Source organism: Pseudarthrobacter sp. TE9888 (assembly GCF_056279345.1).
In genome coordinates this window covers 1,152,030-1,167,975 of record NZ_JBWBRD010000002.1, presented here as the reverse complement: position 1 = coordinate 1,167,975, position 15,946 = coordinate 1,152,030, and the positions used below count along the sequence as shown (strand labels likewise).

General features: G+C 67.6%; 11 protein-coding genes, 1 rRNA gene and 1 pseudogene. 9 read left to right on the top strand and 4 right to left on the bottom strand.

The features are described 5' to 3' along the window. Positions 1-65 precede the first annotated feature (65 nt). From rrf to ACZ9J7_RS05970, 5 genes and pseudogenes are all read left to right on the top strand, one after another. Positions 66-182: ribosomal RNA gene (rrf, locus tag ACZ9J7_RS05990) — 5S ribosomal RNA — on the top strand. A gap of 349 nt (positions 183-531) precedes the next feature. Beyond that, complete coding sequence (locus ACZ9J7_RS05985) at positions 532-816, top strand: HU family DNA-binding protein (protein ID WP_011693739.1); 285 nt, start codon at positions 532-534, stop codon at positions 814-816. Positions 817-931: 115 nt separating this feature from the next. Next, a pseudogene (locus tag ACZ9J7_RS05980) lies at positions 932-3,096 on the top strand (bifunctional copper resistance protein CopD/cytochrome c oxidase assembly protein). Beyond that, positions 3,096-5,120 carry an NHL domain-containing thioredoxin family protein gene (locus tag ACZ9J7_RS05975; RefSeq protein ID WP_476207855.1) on the top strand — a complete coding sequence of 675 codons (2,025 nt, stop codon included), beginning with the start codon at positions 3,096-3,098 and terminating at the stop codon, positions 5,118-5,120. The pseudogene ACZ9J7_RS05980 and the gene ACZ9J7_RS05975 overlap by 1 nt, the downstream one beginning before the upstream one ends. A gap of 480 nt (positions 5,121-5,600) precedes the next feature. Next, entirely contained in the window at positions 5,601-6,158 is a 558-nt protein-coding gene (locus tag ACZ9J7_RS05970) for an endonuclease domain-containing protein (protein ID WP_476207854.1), read from the top strand. Positions 6,159-6,225: 67 nt separating this feature from the next. Here the strand turns inward: ACZ9J7_RS05970 and ACZ9J7_RS05965 are convergent, their stop codons facing one another. From ACZ9J7_RS05965 to ACZ9J7_RS05950, 4 genes are all read right to left on the bottom strand, one after another. Then, positions 6,226-7,218, bottom strand: a complete 993-nt coding sequence (locus tag ACZ9J7_RS05965) for a hypothetical protein (RefSeq protein WP_476207852.1) — start codon at positions 7,216-7,218, stop codon at positions 6,226-6,228. Between the two features lie 153 nt (positions 7,219-7,371). Continuing rightward, on the bottom strand, positions 7,372-9,129 hold the full coding sequence (locus tag ACZ9J7_RS05960; protein ID WP_476207850.1) for a helicase HerA-like domain-containing protein: 1,758 nt from the start codon (positions 9,127-9,129) through the stop codon (positions 7,372-7,374). Between the two features lie 48 nt (positions 9,130-9,177). Next, positions 9,178-9,729: a GNAT family N-acetyltransferase gene (locus ACZ9J7_RS05955; protein ID WP_476207849.1), complete on the bottom strand. Its 552-nt coding sequence runs from the start codon at positions 9,727-9,729 to the stop codon at positions 9,178-9,180. 20 nt (positions 9,730-9,749) lie between these two features. Further along, a complete protein-coding gene (locus tag ACZ9J7_RS05950; RefSeq protein ID WP_476207847.1) occupies positions 9,750-11,702 on the bottom strand; it encodes an FAD/NAD(P)-binding protein in 1,953 nt (650 codons plus the stop codon). 280 nt (positions 11,703-11,982) lie between these two features. On the opposite strand from ACZ9J7_RS05950, the gene ACZ9J7_RS05945 reads away from it, so the two are divergent. From ACZ9J7_RS05945 to ACZ9J7_RS05930, 4 genes are read left to right on the top strand one after another with little or no spacing between them, the layout of a single operon-like run. Beyond that, on the top strand, positions 11,983-13,011 hold the full coding sequence (locus ACZ9J7_RS05945) for an amino acid ABC transporter permease (RefSeq protein ID WP_476207846.1): 1,029 nt from the start codon (positions 11,983-11,985) through the stop codon (positions 13,009-13,011). Next, positions 13,011-13,820: an amino acid ABC transporter ATP-binding protein gene (locus ACZ9J7_RS05940; protein WP_476207844.1), complete on the top strand. Its 810-nt coding sequence runs from the start codon at positions 13,011-13,013 to the stop codon at positions 13,818-13,820. The genes ACZ9J7_RS05945 and ACZ9J7_RS05940 overlap by 1 nt, the downstream gene beginning before the upstream one ends. Positions 13,821-13,829: 9 nt before the next feature. Then, a complete protein-coding gene (locus ACZ9J7_RS05935) occupies positions 13,830-14,885 on the top strand; it encodes a transporter substrate-binding domain-containing protein (protein WP_476207842.1) in 1,056 nt (351 codons plus the stop codon). Further along, positions 14,882-15,946 (top strand): LLM class flavin-dependent oxidoreductase, encoded by a 1,065-nt coding sequence (locus tag ACZ9J7_RS05930; RefSeq protein ID WP_476207840.1) that lies wholly within the window; start codon positions 14,882-14,884, stop codon positions 15,944-15,946. The genes ACZ9J7_RS05935 and ACZ9J7_RS05930 overlap by 4 nt, the downstream gene beginning before the upstream one ends.

Genomic DNA, 15,946 nt, shown 5'->3' with positions numbered 1-15,946 from the left:
TGCCCACCGGCAGGGACGTTGTAACCACAAGATTTCCCAACCCTGCGGGGTTCGGGTAAAAGGGTTACGGCGGTCATAGCGTGGGGGAAACGCCCGGTCCCATTCCGAACCCGGAAGCTAAGACCCACAGCGCCGATGGTACTGCACCCGGGAGGGTGTGGGAGAGTAGGTCACCGCCGGAACATCATTACATGGTCGAGGCCCCAACCACACGGTTGGGGCCTCCCACATTTAACAAACAAAACACCGCACTGCGGGCCTTCTGGCTACGCATAATGGCGGGCGGTGGCTGGGATGTGCCGGCCGCCGTCGTACTTAGCTGCCAGCCGAGCATGGACCGCGGTGCTGCTGGTGCCCGTGATGCGTTGACGAGGGTGAAAACGGCCGAAGAATCGGTGATTAACCTCAAAAAATGGCGGAAACACGCGGAATTTGCGGCCCGCGACCGCCCAAGCTGGTAAGTTTTCGAACAGTGGCCTGCGCGCATGCCGCGTGCAGGCTCCAGAATCAGAACCGTCCAGGAGGACATCAATGGCTAAGAACCGTAGTGAACTTGTTGCAGAGGTAGCTGGCAAGGCCGGCACCAGCCAGGCTGCCGTCAACTCCGTCCTCGACGCACTGTTCGAGGTTTTCGAGACGTCCGTCGCCGCCGGCGAAAAGATCACCATCCCGGGCTGGCTCGCTGTCGAGCGTACCGACCGTGCAGCCCGCACCGGCCGCAACCCGCAGACCGGCGAGACCATCCAGATTGCAGCAGGCCACAGCGTCAAGCTGACCGCCGGCTCCAAGCTGAAGGCTGCTGTCTCCAAGAAGTAGAGCTTATTCCCAGCCGGCGTGCAGCCGGCTGGAACAGGAGCGGCAACCCCACGGGTTGCCGCTCCTTGGCGTTTAACCCGGATTCGCCGCCCGGGCGGCCGTAGCGGACAATGGGATGGTGTCTTCTGCCGCAAAACCACGTTCCACCCCACCGCACTCCAGCCCTGGCAAGGGAGCTGCGGTCGGGGACGCCGGAACCCGGGGCATCCCGGTTCCCTGGCAACTGGCGGGCCTGGCAGCACTCTTCCTGGGCCTTGCAGCGGCGCTGATCTTCTCAGGTGCGGCAGCCGCCCGCAGCGTCGCTGATCCGGGCGCCCTGGTCCGTTGGGGTCTGCCCATCAGCAAGGCCGTCCATAACGTATCCCTGGCGACCGTCGTCGGCGGCCTGGTGTTCGCCGTCGGCATCCTGCCCAGGAACCTCAACGCACGCGGGCGGGACCGGGAAGCATCCGCGGGCAGCGGGGGACCCGAGCATCCTGCCTTCACCCGCGTGCTCGCTGTGGCGGCCGTTGCGGGCGCGGTGTGGACCTTATCCGCCATCGCGGTCCTGGTGCTCACCTACGCCGACGTGGCCGGGCAGGGGCTGTCCGGCGATCCCACCTTCACGCAGGCCCTGGTGTACTTCATGACGGACATCGATACAGGCCGGGCCTGGCTCGCCGTCACCATCATCGCCGCGATAGTGACCACGGCACTCTTCGGCGTCCGGTCCCTCGGTGGCCTGGCACTCACCCTGATCCTGGCCCTCATCGGCCTGGTCCCGACGGCCCTGATCGGTCACTCCTCCAGCTCGTCGGACCACGAGGGCGCCATCAACTCGCTCGGCCTGCACCTGCTCGGCGTCAGCACATGGGTGGGCGGCATCATCATCCTGGCTCTCCTGTCCGGAATCCTGACGGGGCCCAAAGCCGGGGCAGCCTCTGACATCACCGAACCCACGCTTAAGCGGTTCTCCACCCTGGCAGGCTTCGCCTTTGTCCTGGTCTTCGGCTCCGGGATCATCAACGCCAGCATCCGCGTCACCAGCTGGGCCGATCTCTTCGGCTCTTCCTACGGGCAGCTGATCCTGGCAAAGACCGCGGGCGCAGTGGTGCTGGGCGGCATCGGCTTCATGCACCGGCAGTGGGTCATCCCGCAGCTGGGCCGCAAGGGGGCCACCATGTCCTCACGGCGCGTGCTGTGGCAGTTGATCCTGGCGGAGCTGCTGGTCATGGGGGCCACACCTCGGGCATCGCCGTGGCCCTGGGCCGCTCAGCCCCGCCGCAGCCCACGGAGCTGGCACCCAACGCCTCACCCGCCTTCATCCTCAGCGGCTACGAGCTGCCCCCCGAACTCACCCCCCAACGTTGGCTCACTGAGTGGCGCCTGGACTGGATCTGGGTGGGCGTGGCCCTCTTCGGCCTGGTCGCCTACATCCTGGGGGTTGCCAAGATCCGCCGCCGGGGGGACTCCTGGCAGTGGTTCCGCTCGGTCAACTGGGTCATCGGCTTGGTGGTGCTGACGTACATCACGTCGGGGCCGCCGTCGGTCTACGGACGCATCCTGTTCTCCGCGCACATGATGGACCACATGGCGCTGACCATGGTGGCCCCGATCTTCCTGGTGCTCGGCGCTCCGGTAACGCTGGCCCTGCGCGCCCTGCCCGCCCGCGGCGACGGCTCACGCGGTGCCCGCGAGTGGCTGCTGGTCTTCGTGCACTCGAAGTTCTCCCAACTGGTCACCCACCCGCTGTTCGCCGCGGCCAACTTCGCCGGCTCCATCATCCTGTTCTACTACTCGGACCTGTTCGGCTTCGCCATGCGCGACCATGTGGGCCACGAACTGATGAACCTGCACTTCCTGCTGACCGGCTATATTTTCGTGCTGAGCATGATCGGCTCCGACCCGCTGCCGCGCCGCGCACCGTACCCCATGCGGCTGCTCCTGCTCCTGGCCACCATGGGCTTCCACGCCTTCTTCGGTGTGTCCATCATGGGCGGCACGGGCCTGATGGCTGCGGACTACTTCGGCAACCTGGGCCGTGCCTGGGGGCCGTCCGCCCTCGCTGACCAGCAGGCCGGCGGTGCGGTGGCCTGGGGCATTGGCGAGGTGCCGACGCTGCTGGTGGCGATCGGCGTCGCCATCATGTGGTCCAGGTCGGACCAGCGGGAGACCAAACGGGTGGACCGGGCAGCCGACAGGAATAACGACGCCGATCTGACCGCTTACAACGATATGTTTGCCAAATTGGCCGAACGCGACGCCAAGCTGGCTGAACGCAACAAGCTGGAAGGACGCTGATGAGCGAAACCGTACGCACGCATGCCCGGGTCCGGGCCTCCGAACTGGTGGGCCGCAACTGGCTGAACACCGGGGGCAAGTCCCTGGACCTCGAAGCCCTGCGCGGCAAGATCGTGCTGCTCGACTTCTGGACCTTCTGCTGCATCAACTGCCTGCACGTCCTCGATGAGCTGCGGCCGCTGGAGCAGCAGTACTCCGACGTGCTGGTCACCGTGGGCGTCCACTCGCCCAAGTTCGAGCACGAGGCGGACCCGGTGGCGCTGGCGGCCGCCGTGGAGCGGTACGAGATCCACCACCCGGTCCTGGACGATCCCGAGCTGGACACCTGGAAGGCGTACACCGCCCGTGCATGGCCCACCCTGGTGGTCATCGATCCCGAGGGCTACATCGTGGCCCACCTTTCCGGTGAAGGCCATGCGGACGGCCTCGCAGTGCTGATCCCGGAACTCATCGCCGAGCACGAGGCCAAGGGCACCCTGCACCGCGGCTCCGGCCCCTATGTGGCGCCCGAAGCGACGTCCGGCACCCTGCGCTTCCCCGGCAAGGCACTGTTCCTCCCGCCGGGCCGCGGATCCACGGCTTTGGCTGGAACGTCCGACGGCGGAACGCCCGCGGCTGCAGCGGCTTCGGTTGCTGCCGACAAGGGGTCCTGGCTGGTCACCGACACCGGCCACCACCGCCTGGTGGAACTCGGCACCGACTTCGAAACCGTCCTGGCCACCTTCGGCTCGGGCACCAAGGGCTACGCCGACGGGGCCGCCGCGGGGGACACCGCCAGCGCCCAGTTCAACGAGCCCCAGGGCCTGGTCCTGCTCCCGGAAGACGTGGCAGCCAAGGCGGGCTACGACGTCGTGATTGCCGACTCGGTCAACCACCGCCTGCGTGGACTCTCGCTCACGGACGGCAAGGCCTCCACCCTGGCCGGCAACGGCATCCAGCGGCTGCTGGAAACCGGGCCCGCACGGGTGGACGAGGACGGCGCCGGCTTCAGCGGCTCGCTGGGCACCGACCCCCTGGATGTTGCGTTGAGCTCGCCGTGGGACGTTGTATGGTCGCGCAAGCTCAATGCGGTAGTGGTGGCCATGGCCGGCACGCACCAGATCTTCAGCTTCGACCCCGTCACCGGCGCCGTGTCGATCATCGCCGGCAACGGCCTTGAAGGGCTGCTCGACGGTCCAGCGCACGAGTCCTGGTTCGCCCAGTCCTCCGGCTTGGCCGAAGATGCCGATGGCAATATCTGGGTGGCGGATTCCGAGACCTCGGCGCTCCGCAAGCTGGTCATCGCCGCCGACGCCGCCATCACGGTGGAGTCCGCCGTTGGCAAGGGCCTGTTCGACTTCGGCTTCCGCGACGGCCCCGCCGCCGAAGCACGGCTGCAGCACCCGCTCGGTGTGACCGTCCTGCCCGACGGCTCCGTGGCGATCGCGGACACCTACAACGGGGCGGTACGCCGCTACGACCCCGCCAACGGCACCGTGTCCACGCTGGCCCGCGGACTTGCCGAGCCGTCCGACGTGATCGTGGACCACACCCAGTCCGCCGGCTCCGAGCCCCTGCTGGTGGTGGTCGAAGCCAACAAACACCAGCTGGTGTACGTGCCCATCCCCAAGGAAGCGCAGCAGGTGGATGAGGGCGCCTCCCAGACCCAGCGGCCCAAGAGCCCAGTGGCCCCCGGCGCCCTGGACCTGACCGTCCGATTCACCGCACCCACCGGGCAGAAGCTCGATGACCGCTGGGGCGATCCGACGCAGCTGAAGATCTCCTCCACGCCGCCGGAACTGCTGGTGGCCGGCGGCGGCACCTCGGTGGGGCTGCTCCGCACCCTGGAGCTGTCCCCGGACGTGCCTGAGGGCGTGCTGCACATTACCGCCCGCGCCGCGGCCTGCGACGGCCCCGAGACCGAGGACGGCGAGATCCCCGACCACGCCGCCTGCCACCTCTACCAGCAGGACTGGGGCATCCCGGTGGTCCTGCAGGCCGACGGCGACACGGAACTGGTCCTGGACCTACGCGGGATGGACTGACCGGCGCAGGTCCTCCAGAACTGGCCCGGTTTTCAGGCAATTGAAGCCTGAAGACCGGGCCAGTTCTGTTCCAGCAACCCGAAAACTGGGCTGGTCTGGGTAGCTTGTTTGTCCACATGGCGCCGCGGGTGCCTGCCGCCGGCCACGCGGAGCAGACATTGTGGCGTGATGGAACCTGCAGAAATTCTTAGATCGGCTGGAGGGGTGCTGCTGCGGCGGGACGTTATCGCCGCCGGCGCAACGGACACGGACATCCGACGCGCAATCCGTGGTGGGCAGGTGGCGCGGCTGGAGCGAGGGTTGCTGGTTGTTGCGGGCGCTGGAGCTGACGTGGTGGCCGCAGGGCGAGCCCGAAGTCTCCTGACCTGCGCGTCCGCCGCCCCGCAGTACAGTCTTTGGCAGCTGCAACCCCCGCCGCGGCCCCACTACTGGCAGAGCAATGGGAGAAGGGCAGCCTGCTGTGTCAGCCACCGACTTCCGTTGACACAGCCGGTCCATCATCGGACCCTTGCCGCACTGCCCGACGTCCTGCTTCACGCGCTACTGTGCCTGCCAGAACTCGAGGCGCTGGTCATGGTGGAGTGCGCCTACAACCGTGGGGATATCGAGCTGCCCTTCCTGTTCCGCAATCTGAAGGGCAACCGGGCCGGCAAGGCGCGGAACGTGCTGTCCCAGATTGAACGGGGTGCGGACTCCCTCCTGGAAACCTTGGCGCGGGTGCTGTTCAGGGAAGCCGGCATAGCCACCGAGACCCAGGTGTGGATTGACGGCATCGGCCGGGTGGACTTCCTGCTGGAGGGTTTCCTTATCGTGGAAATCGATGGGCTCGCCTTCCACCTTGAACCCCGGCAATTCAAAAAGGACCGCCGTAGGGACAACCAGGCGGTCCGTCATGGTTTGCCGGTGCTGAGGTTCTTCTACGATGACGTGGTTTATGCGCCTGAATCTGTTCTTGCGCAGGTCCGGGAGGTGCTGGCGCGGGGCTCATTGCGTTGGCCGCCCGCAAAACAGCCCAGTTTTCGGCTGGACTGGGTCTAGGACAGTGAAGAATACGGCCGGAATGGCGTCAAAACTGGGCCAGTGTGGGGCAGCGAAGGCCGCAGGCTCAGAAGCTCAGCTGCGGGGTGACCTTGACCGTGTCACCGGAGACGTCCAGGCGGGTGGTGAAGCTGAAGTCCACCTCGGCGTCCAGCGGGTACCAGGCGCCGGTGAAGGAGTTCTGCTGGAGCGCCTCCACCTTGGCCTTGCCGTCCAGCGGGGACACCACCCACCGGCCGTCGAACGGCTCCACCGAGACGCCCGGGTACTCGGTGACGGTCCACTTGATCGTGCCGTCCTGGACCCGGTTGTTGCTGGCGTAGTAGAAGGGGCAGTCCGGCTGGAGCTTCTGTTCCTTGACGGCCTCGGCCGCACAGCCGTCCAGGAATTCCCTGACCTTGGCCGCAACATCGTTCTTCAGCTTGTCCGTGGCCTGGGTCAGCAGGTTCAGCGGCGCCACCGGGGCGTCCTTGGCCGTCACCGTGGCACGCGTAGCGGGGGCTGAGAAGTACTGCCCGTTAAGGGAAGCCTCGTACTCGCCCGGATAGAAGACAGCGAAGGAATTCCGGCCGTTGGGCATGTTCACCGGGACGCCGTTCACCACTGCCTCATTGCCGTTGACCACGGTGATATCCACAGTGGGCAGTCGCGACGGAACGAAGGCCCAGGTGTTGAAGAACAGCCACTCGGTACCGGTCTTCTGCAGCAGGAATTCCGTGTGCAGCCGGCTGCCGTCAATGGTGTATTCCATCGGGACCATGACCTGGTTCCCCGGGCGTTCCTCGGGATCGCCGATATTCACATTCGTGACGCGGGACGCGGACGTCTGCAGCCCGGGACCATCGAGCATGGCGGCGTTGCTGGGCGGCACAGCGGCCCGCAGGATCCCCAGCGCGCGCCCGCCGTCCCCGCTCTTCAGTGCGTCCAGGTATTCCCTGACGGGCTGCTGCGGGCTGGCCACGGTATTGTTCACGACATTGATGGCCACCACGGCTCCGGCGACGGCAAGCATGAGGCCCAGCAGCCATCCGGCTGCGATCCTCACCAACGCTTGACTCATCTGCACGTTCTACACAGTAACGTCAGTGCGGACGCACACTAAAGTTGTGTCCCCCCTAATCTGCCGGGCAACACCCCAATAACGCCCGACGCCGGCGCGCCGGGACAACGCGCACGGGCGCCTTGGGAAGCCTCCCGGGGCGCTGTGGCTGGGTCAGCGGCGACGCCGCCGGGACGATGTTCCGAACACGCCGCGGAGCAGTTCGCGTCCCAGCTGCGTGCCCACGGACCGCGCCATGCTCTTCAGCCCGCCGCCCAGCGCACCGCCGAGCACGCCGCCAAGGTCGCCCATGATGCCGCCGGCTTGCGGCTCCGGCTGGCGGGGCTCCGGTTGGCGCGTCCGGGGCGCTTTGGCCCGGGACTGGCGTGGCTCAGGGTCCCCGGGTACGTCGAATTGGGGCTCACTGTATTGCGGTTCCGGAGCCTGGGCGGGCCTGCTGCTGGGCCGGCCCAGGATTTCCTCCTCGATCCGGCGGGCCTCCGCGTCCACGTCGTACGCGCCGGGAGCACCCGACGTCCCGACAGGAGGGGCGGATGCTGCCGGGCCCGTGGGGGCTGCGGCCTTGCCGGTGAGCTTCTCGTAGGCGGAGGGGTTGTCCACCGTGGTCCCGTACTTACCGAGCAGGGCGGAGCCGGCCACCGTACTCCGGACCAGTGCTTCCTCGCTGGGGCCCATGACGGATTCCGGGGCGCGAAGCCGGGTGAGGGCCACCGGGGTGGGTGCACCCTTCTCGTTCATGACGGTGATGACGGCCTCGCCAATGCCCGCCGAGGTGAGGGTCTCCTCCAGGTCGTAGTCGCTGACCGGGAACGTGGAAACGGTGGCCTTGAGGGCCTTGGCGTCCTCGGGGGTGAAGGCGCGCAGGGCGTGTTGGACCCGGTTGGCCAGCTGGCCCAGGACGTCGGCGGGGACATCCTTGGGTGTCTGCGTGACGAAGAAGATGCCCACACCCTTGGACCGGATCAGCCGGACGGTGGTGGTGATGGCGTCCAGGAAGGCTTTGCTGGCGCCGTTGAAGAGCAGGTGGGCTTCGTCGAGGAAGAAGACGAGTTTGGGCTTGTCCAGGTCGCCGGCCTCGGGGAGGTCCTCGAACAGGTCTGCCAGCAGCCACATCAGGAACGTCGAGAACAGCATGGGCTTGGTCTGCAGGGTGGGCAGCTCCAGGCAGGTAACCACGCCGCGCCCGTCGGGGGCGGTGCGCAGCAGCTCGGCCGTATCGAACTCCGGCTCACCGAAGAACTTCTCCAACCCCTGCGCCTCCAGGTTCACGATCTCCCGCAGGATCACGCCCGCGGTGGCCTTGGACAGGCCGCCGAGTTCCTCCAGCTTGTCCTTGCCCTCGTCCGAGGTGAGGAACTGGATGACGGCGCGGAGGTCCTTGAGGTCGATCAGCTCCAGGCCGTTCTTGTCCGCGAAGTAGAAGACCAGTTGCAGGCTGGATTCCTGCGTGTCATTCAGCTCCATGATGCGCGAAAGCAGGACGGGACCGAAGGAGGTCACCGTGGCGCGGACCGGGACGCCGTTGCCGTCGCCGCCCAGTGCCAGGAACTCCACGGGGAACGTCTTGCCTGACCATGCCTGGCCGATGCTGTCCGTGCGGGCCCTGAGTTTGTCGCTGCCGGCGGCGGCCGTCGCCAGGCCGGAGAGGTCGCCTTTGATGTCGGCCAGGAACACCGGAACGCCCGCCGTGGACAGCTGTTCGGCCATCATGTGCAGCGTGACGGTCTTGCCGGTACCGGTAGCCCCGGCCACCAGGCCGTGCCGGTTCATCATGGCCAGCGGCAGCCGCACCGGCGCGTCCTTGTGGAGTTCACCATCGATGATGGCGGCTCCCAACTCGATGGTGGCGCCTTCCAGCGTGTACCCCTTCTGGATGGTGGCAAGCTTCTCTGCTGTGGTTTTGGTGGCCATGGCGCTAGCTTAGCGGCGGTGGCCCCGGATGCGGCGGCATCCGGCCAGTCAGTTCTCCCGGGCGTCCCTTGGGACGGTGGGCAGCTCCTTGGTGAAGGCCAGCGGCCCAATGGTTTCCGGGTCTGCCCCCAGGTCGAACTGCGCCTGGTATCCCGTGCTGAGGTAGAGGTGCTTGGCTTCCGGCTGGCGCGGCCCGGTGGTGAGATAGAGCCGGGTGTAGCCTCGGGCACCGGCGAGGGCTTCGAGCTCGGCGAGTACCAGCCGGGCTAAACCACGACGGCGGTGGGCCGAGTGCGTCCAGATCCGCTTCAGTTCCGCCGTGGTGCTGTTGTACCGGCGGAACGCGCCGCCGGCGATCGACTCACCGTCCTCCTGGACTATCAGGAGCGCGCCGTCCGGTCCCTCGAATTCGGCCGCGGGGTAGCGGGTCAGTTCCTCCGTGGCAGCGCCGCGTCCGAACAGGTCCCCGTAGCGGGTGTCATATTCGACGGCGAGCTCGTCCAGGAGCGGCCGGACCCGTGGATCGTGCATGGGCAGGCTGAGGACCGAGAGGCTGGCGGGATCAAGGGATTTGGGCTGGAGCCCGGGTTCTGCGGCCACTGGTGGTTCCTTGTCACGGGTCAGTTCTTTCCGGCGGGGGCTGGTTCGGGAGCGGCTGGTTCTGGACTCATTGTGGCGGACACCTGGGAAACGATGTCCCGGGCAACACTGAGGATGCTCCGGGCCAGGGCGTCATTTTCCCGGAAGGGCGCCGCGTTGGTGTTGGGCCTGGCAAAGGCGCCGGCACCCCAGCCGGATGTTCCGGGCCCGACGCCGAAGAGGGTGGCCTGGGCGCGGCCTTCCGCGTCCACCAGGTGGTGCCTGGAGGAGACCAGCAGCTTCCCGGTGGAGTGGATGCCGTCAGAGGTCAGCAGTTGCTGCTCGCTGCCCAGCCCGCCGTCATACAGCGAAGAAAGCACCGGGTTGAGGGAGCGGGCCACCGACGTGGACGGCAGCCGCGCCTCGATCAGCGCGGTGGCGGAAACCGAAACACCGGACTGCGGGGACGTGGCGCGGAAGGTGCCGCCGGCGTCGTCGGTGGAGACCTCCAGGCCGGGGCCCAGGAACTGCAGCAGCCCGGCCCGGTGCAGCGCGAGCATCTGGCGGAGGCGGTGCGGCGGCGGACCGGAGTCCACAAAGCTGAAGAAGCCGTGCCACCAGCCGTGGATGGCCTGCTGGGACCTGGCATTGAGGCGCTCCGCCGGAACCACGCGCCCCACCTCCATGTATATGTGCAGCAGGGCCAGGAACAGGGCCAGGGTTTCCGGATGGTCCGGGCTGTCCCCCAAAGAGAGATCGGCCTCGATATACCGGGCCACCGCGTCCTGCAGTTCCTGGTGGCCGGCAAAGTGGACACTATCGAAGGGCCGGTCCAGCCGTTCCAGGTCCAGGTGCAGGCCCCGGTCCGGCACGGCAGCCGCTACGAGGTCCACGCGCCTGCCGCTGTACCAGTCCACCTCTGCGTAACGGGCGGCAAAGACTTCCCATTCCATGGCCGCGCGCTCCGGGCTGCCGGTCAGGAGTTCCCGGTAGTAGTAGTACCCGGCTTCCTTGGCGATGAGCGGCCAGAGGTGCTGCCGGAAGTCCAGCTCGCCGTGGGCGTCCAGGAGGGCATCCACGGCAGCAGCAGTGAAGAACCGCAGCGGCCCCGGAGCCTGCCCGCGCAGGGAGGTGGAAATCTTGGAGTGGTACGGCACGCCGCGGCGCGACCCTGCCCACAGCCGTGGTTCCCGTCCGGACGGAAGGTAGCGCAGCCCGCCGTCGTGCGTTTCCTCGAACCTGCCGCCGCGCCCCTCCATGAGGAGGACCAGCAGGTCAACGAACGCCAGGCCCATCCCGGCGACAATCACGTCCTGTCCGGGGGCGATGGGGGAGTAGTCGACGTCGGTGGTGTAGCCGGGTGCCGCGTGGTAGCCGCCGTGCCGGGCGGCGAAGTCCGAGAACCCGGCGGAGACGGCGTCAGGGCGGGAGTCCGTGTGCCCCAGCGCGGTGACGACGATGTCCGCGTGCAGGGTACGGCCATTGGCCAGCTCCACCTCATGGCCGCCGTCCACAGCGGTAATGCCGAGGGCGGTGGTCCGGTGGACCGTCACGCTGCGGCCCAGCGATCTGGCAGCCCGGCGGAAGAACCACTCAAGGTACTGGCTCTGCAGCTGGCGGGTGGGGAAGGTGGTGCCGGTCAGCGCGCGGAGTTGGTCCCACAGCTGCTGCGGGAAGTCCGGCACGTCGATGATGGTGGCATCCAGGACGCCGGCGGCCCATTCGGCCAGGCCCGGCCCCGGTGCCGCCGGGCCGGCGCAGTCTACGGACGCGTCCGTGAACATGGTGATGTCCGCCGCCATGGAGTTCAGCAGGAGGCCGGGGTCCTGGTCGTACCGCCAGATGCGGCCCGAGCCCGGGACGTGCGGTTCCACCACATGGATTTGCAGTGGGCCCGCGAAGACCTCCGGCCGGTTGGCCGCGATCCGTTCCAGCACACCGGCCGTGCGCGGTCCGCCGCCAATGAAGACGATGGCCGGGATGGTGGCTGGCATGGGTGCTCCTGACGGCGGGGGGCTGGATTGAGTGCCCATGCTAGGCAGCCGTGACGACGCCGGTCGAGCGCCTGGTCACGGCCGTTAACTCCGCGTCACAGCGCGTTACGGGACGCAAAAAACCGACTCATGACGCCGTACGAAGCCCCGTGAACTATTGCAACCTGGCGCCTTGCTGGCCAGTTCCGGCCGGTCCTAGATTTGCAGCCAGCAAGGGGCCGCACGGTCCCACCCGGGGCAACAGCCCAGCCGGATCCCACGACGAGAAGCGAGGTGGCACATGAGTTCAGCAGCAACGACGGTGGCGCAGTCACGACAGCCGCAGCCGGTACCGCCGGCGGAAACGCCACCGAACACCGGACGGCCGGGAGACGGGGCGGCCGCCCGGCCGGCCCCGGACTACTCGTCCTACCGGGTGGTGGCAGCAAAGCATCCGTGGCGCTGGGTGGGCACTGCCGTCGTCGCGCTCGGCGTCCTGGCGGTGGCCTGGTCCCTGGCCACCAACCCGCGCTGGGAGTGGGGCGTGGTGGCGCAGTGGTTCACCGCCCAGTCGGTGGTCAACGGCCTGGTGGAAACGCTCAAGCTGACCGCCATCTCCGGCGTCCTCGGGTTCGTGCTCGGCCTCATCCTGGCCCTTATGAGGCTCTCCGCGTCACCGCTGCTGGTCTCGGTGTCCTGGACGTTCTCCTGGATCTTCCGGTCCACGCCGCTGCTGGTCCAGATGCTCCTCTGGTACAACCTGGGCTACCTCTACGAGAAGATCAGCCTGGGCATCCCGTTCACCGATGTCCGCTTCTTCGAGGTCCAGACCACCACACTGATCAGCCAGTTCGCGGCAGCAGTGCTGGGGCTGACCCTGAACCAGGCGGCGTACTCGGCGGAGATCATCCGCGGCGGCATTCTCTCCGTGGACCAGGGCCAGCTGGAAGCCGCGACCGCCCTGGGCATCCCCGCGTGGCGCCGCTCCACCCGGATCGTTTTGCCGCAGGCCATGCGCGCCATCCTGCCCACCGCGTTCAACGAGATCATTGGCCTGGTCAAGGGCACTTCGATCGTCTACGTCCTGGCCTACTCCGAACTGTTCTACACGGTGCAGGTCATCTACAACCGCACGCAGCAGGTCCTGCCGCTGCTGCTGGTGGCCACCCTCTGGTACATCGTGATCACCTCCGTGCTGAGCGTCTTCCAGTACTACATCGAACGGCACTACTCCAAGGGCGCGGTGCGGAACCTGCCGCTGACGCCCCTGCAGAAGGCCCGCACATTCTTCGCCACCCACGCGGCAGCCCCCACCCGGAGGAACTCCTGATGACTGACACCCTTACCGCCCCCGCCGCCACGCGCGGCCTAGTGGAGATCACCGGCGTCCGCAAATCCTTCGGCGCCACCGAAGTCCTCAAAGGCGTCAGCCTCACGGTGGAACCCGGGGGAGTGGCCGTGATCGTGGGCCCCTCCGGATCCGGCAAGTCCACCCTGTTGCGCACCATCAACCACCTGGAAAAGGTGGACGGCGGCCACATCACCATCGACGGGCAGTTGGTGGGCTACGAGGTTCGCGGCGACCGGCTGCACGAGCTCCGCGAAAAGGACATCCTGAAACAGCGCACCGAAATCGGCATGGTGTTCCAGAACTTCAACCTGTTCCCGCACCTCACCGCGCTGGAGAACGTGGCGGAAGCGCCGGTGGTAGCGCAGGGCCGCTCCAAAGCGGAAGCCCGCCGCCGCGGCCTGGAACTGCTGGACCGGGTGGGCCTCAAGGACCGGGCTGACGCCTACCCGCGCCAGCTCTCCGGCGGCCAGCAGCAGCGCGTGGCCATTGCCCGCGCCCTGGCCCTGAACCCCAAGATCCTGCTGTTCGACGAGCCCACCTCCGCCCTTGACCCGGAGCTGGTCAACGAGGTCCTGGACGTCATCCGCGAGCTCGCCACGTCCGGCACCACGCTGATCATCGTCACCCACGAGATGGGCTTCGCCCGCGACGTGGCGGACACCGTGGTGTTCATGGACCAGGGCCAGATCGTGGAACAGGGCAGCCCGCAGGACATCTTCAGCAACCCCCAGGAACCGCGCACCCGGAGCTTCTTCTCCAAGGTGCTCGAACCGGCCTTCAACATCTAAGGAACTCCCATGGCTTTCCCCACCCGCGGCCGCCGCCGCGCACCCGCGGCGCGTCCCGCCGTCGTCCTCCTTGGCACCGCACTCCTTGGCGCAGCCGCGCTCGCCGGCTGCGGGGACCCCGGCGCCTCCGCCGCCGGCAACCCCAGCGGAGGGGCGCAGGCGACGGCGGCCCGCAACGGCGTCGTCTACAACACCTCGCCGGACCAGCAGCGGATCCGGGCGGACAAAGACCCCGCGCTCGCCGCCAAGGTCCCGGAACTGATCGGCAAGGACGGCAAGCTCACCGTCGCCACCACCGCCGGGTCCATCCCGCTGTCCTTCCACGCCACGGACGACAAGACCCCCATCGGCTCCGAGCTGGACATCGCCCAGCTGGTGGCCGACAAACTCGGCCTGGAACTCGACGTCCAGGTCACCTCCTGGGAGAACTGGCCGCTGAAGACCCAGTCCGGCGACTTCGAGGCCGTGTTCTCCAACGTGGGCGTGAACAAGGACCGGGTGAAGCTGTTCGACTTCGCCAGCTACCGGGCCGCGTACATGGGGTTCGAAGCGAAGAAGTCCGCCACCTACGACATCAAGGGCGCAGACGACATTTCCGGCCTGAAGATTTCCGTGGGCTCCGGCACCAACCAGGAGAAGATCCTGCTGGCCTGGAACAAGGAACTGGAGGCGAAGGGCAAGGCGCCGGCCACGCTGCAGTATTACTCGTCCGACGCCGATACCATCCTGGCGCTGTCCTCCGGCCGGACGGACCTGAACATCGCGCCGTACCCGTCCACCGTGTACCGGGAGAACACCCGTGACGACCTGAAAGTGGTGGGCAAGGTCAATGCCGGCTGGCCGGCCGAGACCCTGGTGGCCGCCACCACGCTGCGCGGCAACGGGCTGGCTCCGGTGATCACCGAGGCCCTGAACGAGGTCATTCGGGACGGCTCCTACGGGAAGGTCCTGGAACGCTGGGGCCTGTCAGAGGAAGCCCTGCCGGAATCCAAAACCATTACAGCGGAAAACTACACGGCAACACAGGCCACAGCCGCTCCGTCACAGGCAGGAAAGGCATCATGAACGCAGTAGACAACAGCCAGCTGGGCTTCCTGGCGATCGAGCTCGACGGCGCCGGCTGGGACGGTGCGGACCTCACCCGGGCCGTGCTGGCAGCCGAGTCCGCGGGCTTCCACGCCGCCACCTTCACCGACGCGCCCGCACCGGGGCGTGCCAATGCCCTGCAGCGGGCCGCGTTCGCAGGGCCCATTTCCCGGACCATCGCCTTGGTCCCCGAAATTGACACTGTATATACGGAGCCGTTCCACGTTTCCACGCAGCTGGCCAGCCTGGACTACGTCTCCGGGGGACGGGCCGGGTGGATCGTGACGGCGGCGGAATCGCCGGAGGCTGCCGCCGCCGTCGGCCGTCCTTCCGTCACTGGGGCCGCGCTGGGGCAGGAAGCCGCGGCGTCCATCGAGGTATCCCGCCGGCTCTGGGATTCCTGGGAGGACGACGCCGTGATCCGGGACGTTGCCACCGGCCGGTACATCGACGGGGACAAGCTGCATTATGTGGACTTCGAGACGCCTGCTGACTTTGCCGGCGCCGGCTACTCCGTCAAGGGGCCTTCCATCATTCCACGGCCGCTGCAGGGGCAACTGCCCGTGCTGGCCCCTGCTTCGCTGATTGGCGGGATTCCGGTGGACGCCCTGGACGCCGTGCTGGTGTCCGCCCCGACGCCGGAACTGCTCGCGGACGAGGTCCGTGATGTGCGGGCCCGCGTCGGAGCCGGTGTTGCGGTGGTTGCCGAGCTCGACGTCGTGCTGGACGCCCGCGGGCAGGCCGCGGCTGCACGCGGTGCATCATTCGACGGCGGCCGGGCAGCTTTCGCAGGTTCCGCACCCGGTCTCACCGACTTCCTGGCCGGCCTTTTAAAGGAGGCCGACGGCGTGCGGCTGCACCCGGCGTCGCTCTTTGTTGACCTGGAGGAACTTGGCCGCCTGGTATTGCCGGAACTGCGCCGCCGTGGGGCACTCCGCCTGGTGGTGCAGGACGGAACCTTCCGCGGCCTGCTGGGCCTGGACCGCCCGGCCAGCCGCTACGCAACCGCCGCCGCTGCGCCTGCCGGTGCCGGAAAGTAA

Bases quoted from the DNA above. Each gene is read 5' to 3' on its own strand.
- ACZ9J7_RS05985 (WP_011693739.1), top strand. From the start codon at position 532: ATGGCTAAGAACCGTAGTGAACTTGTTGCAGAGGTAGCTGGCAAGGCC.
- ACZ9J7_RS05975 (WP_476207855.1), top strand. From the start codon at position 3,096: ATGAGCGAAACCGTACGCACGCATGCCCGGGTCCGGGCCTCCGAACTG.
- ACZ9J7_RS05965 (WP_476207852.1), bottom strand. From the start codon at position 7,218: ATGAGTCAAGCGTTGGTGAGGATCGCAGCCGGATGGCTGCTGGGCCTC.
- ACZ9J7_RS05960 (WP_476207850.1), bottom strand. From the start codon at position 9,129: ATGGCCACCAAAACCACAGCAGAGAAGCTTGCCACCATCCAGAAGGGG.
- ACZ9J7_RS05950 (WP_476207847.1), bottom strand. From the start codon at position 11,702: ATGCCAGCCACCATCCCGGCCATCGTCTTCATTGGCGGCGGACCGCGC.
- ACZ9J7_RS05945 (WP_476207846.1), top strand. From the start codon at position 11,983: ATGAGTTCAGCAGCAACGACGGTGGCGCAGTCACGACAGCCGCAGCCG.
- ACZ9J7_RS05940 (WP_476207844.1), top strand. From the start codon at position 13,011: ATGACTGACACCCTTACCGCCCCCGCCGCCACGCGCGGCCTAGTGGAG.
- ACZ9J7_RS05935 (WP_476207842.1), top strand. From the start codon at position 13,830: ATGGCTTTCCCCACCCGCGGCCGCCGCCGCGCACCCGCGGCGCGTCCC.
- ACZ9J7_RS05930 (WP_476207840.1), top strand. From the start codon at position 14,882: ATGAACGCAGTAGACAACAGCCAGCTGGGCTTCCTGGCGATCGAGCTC.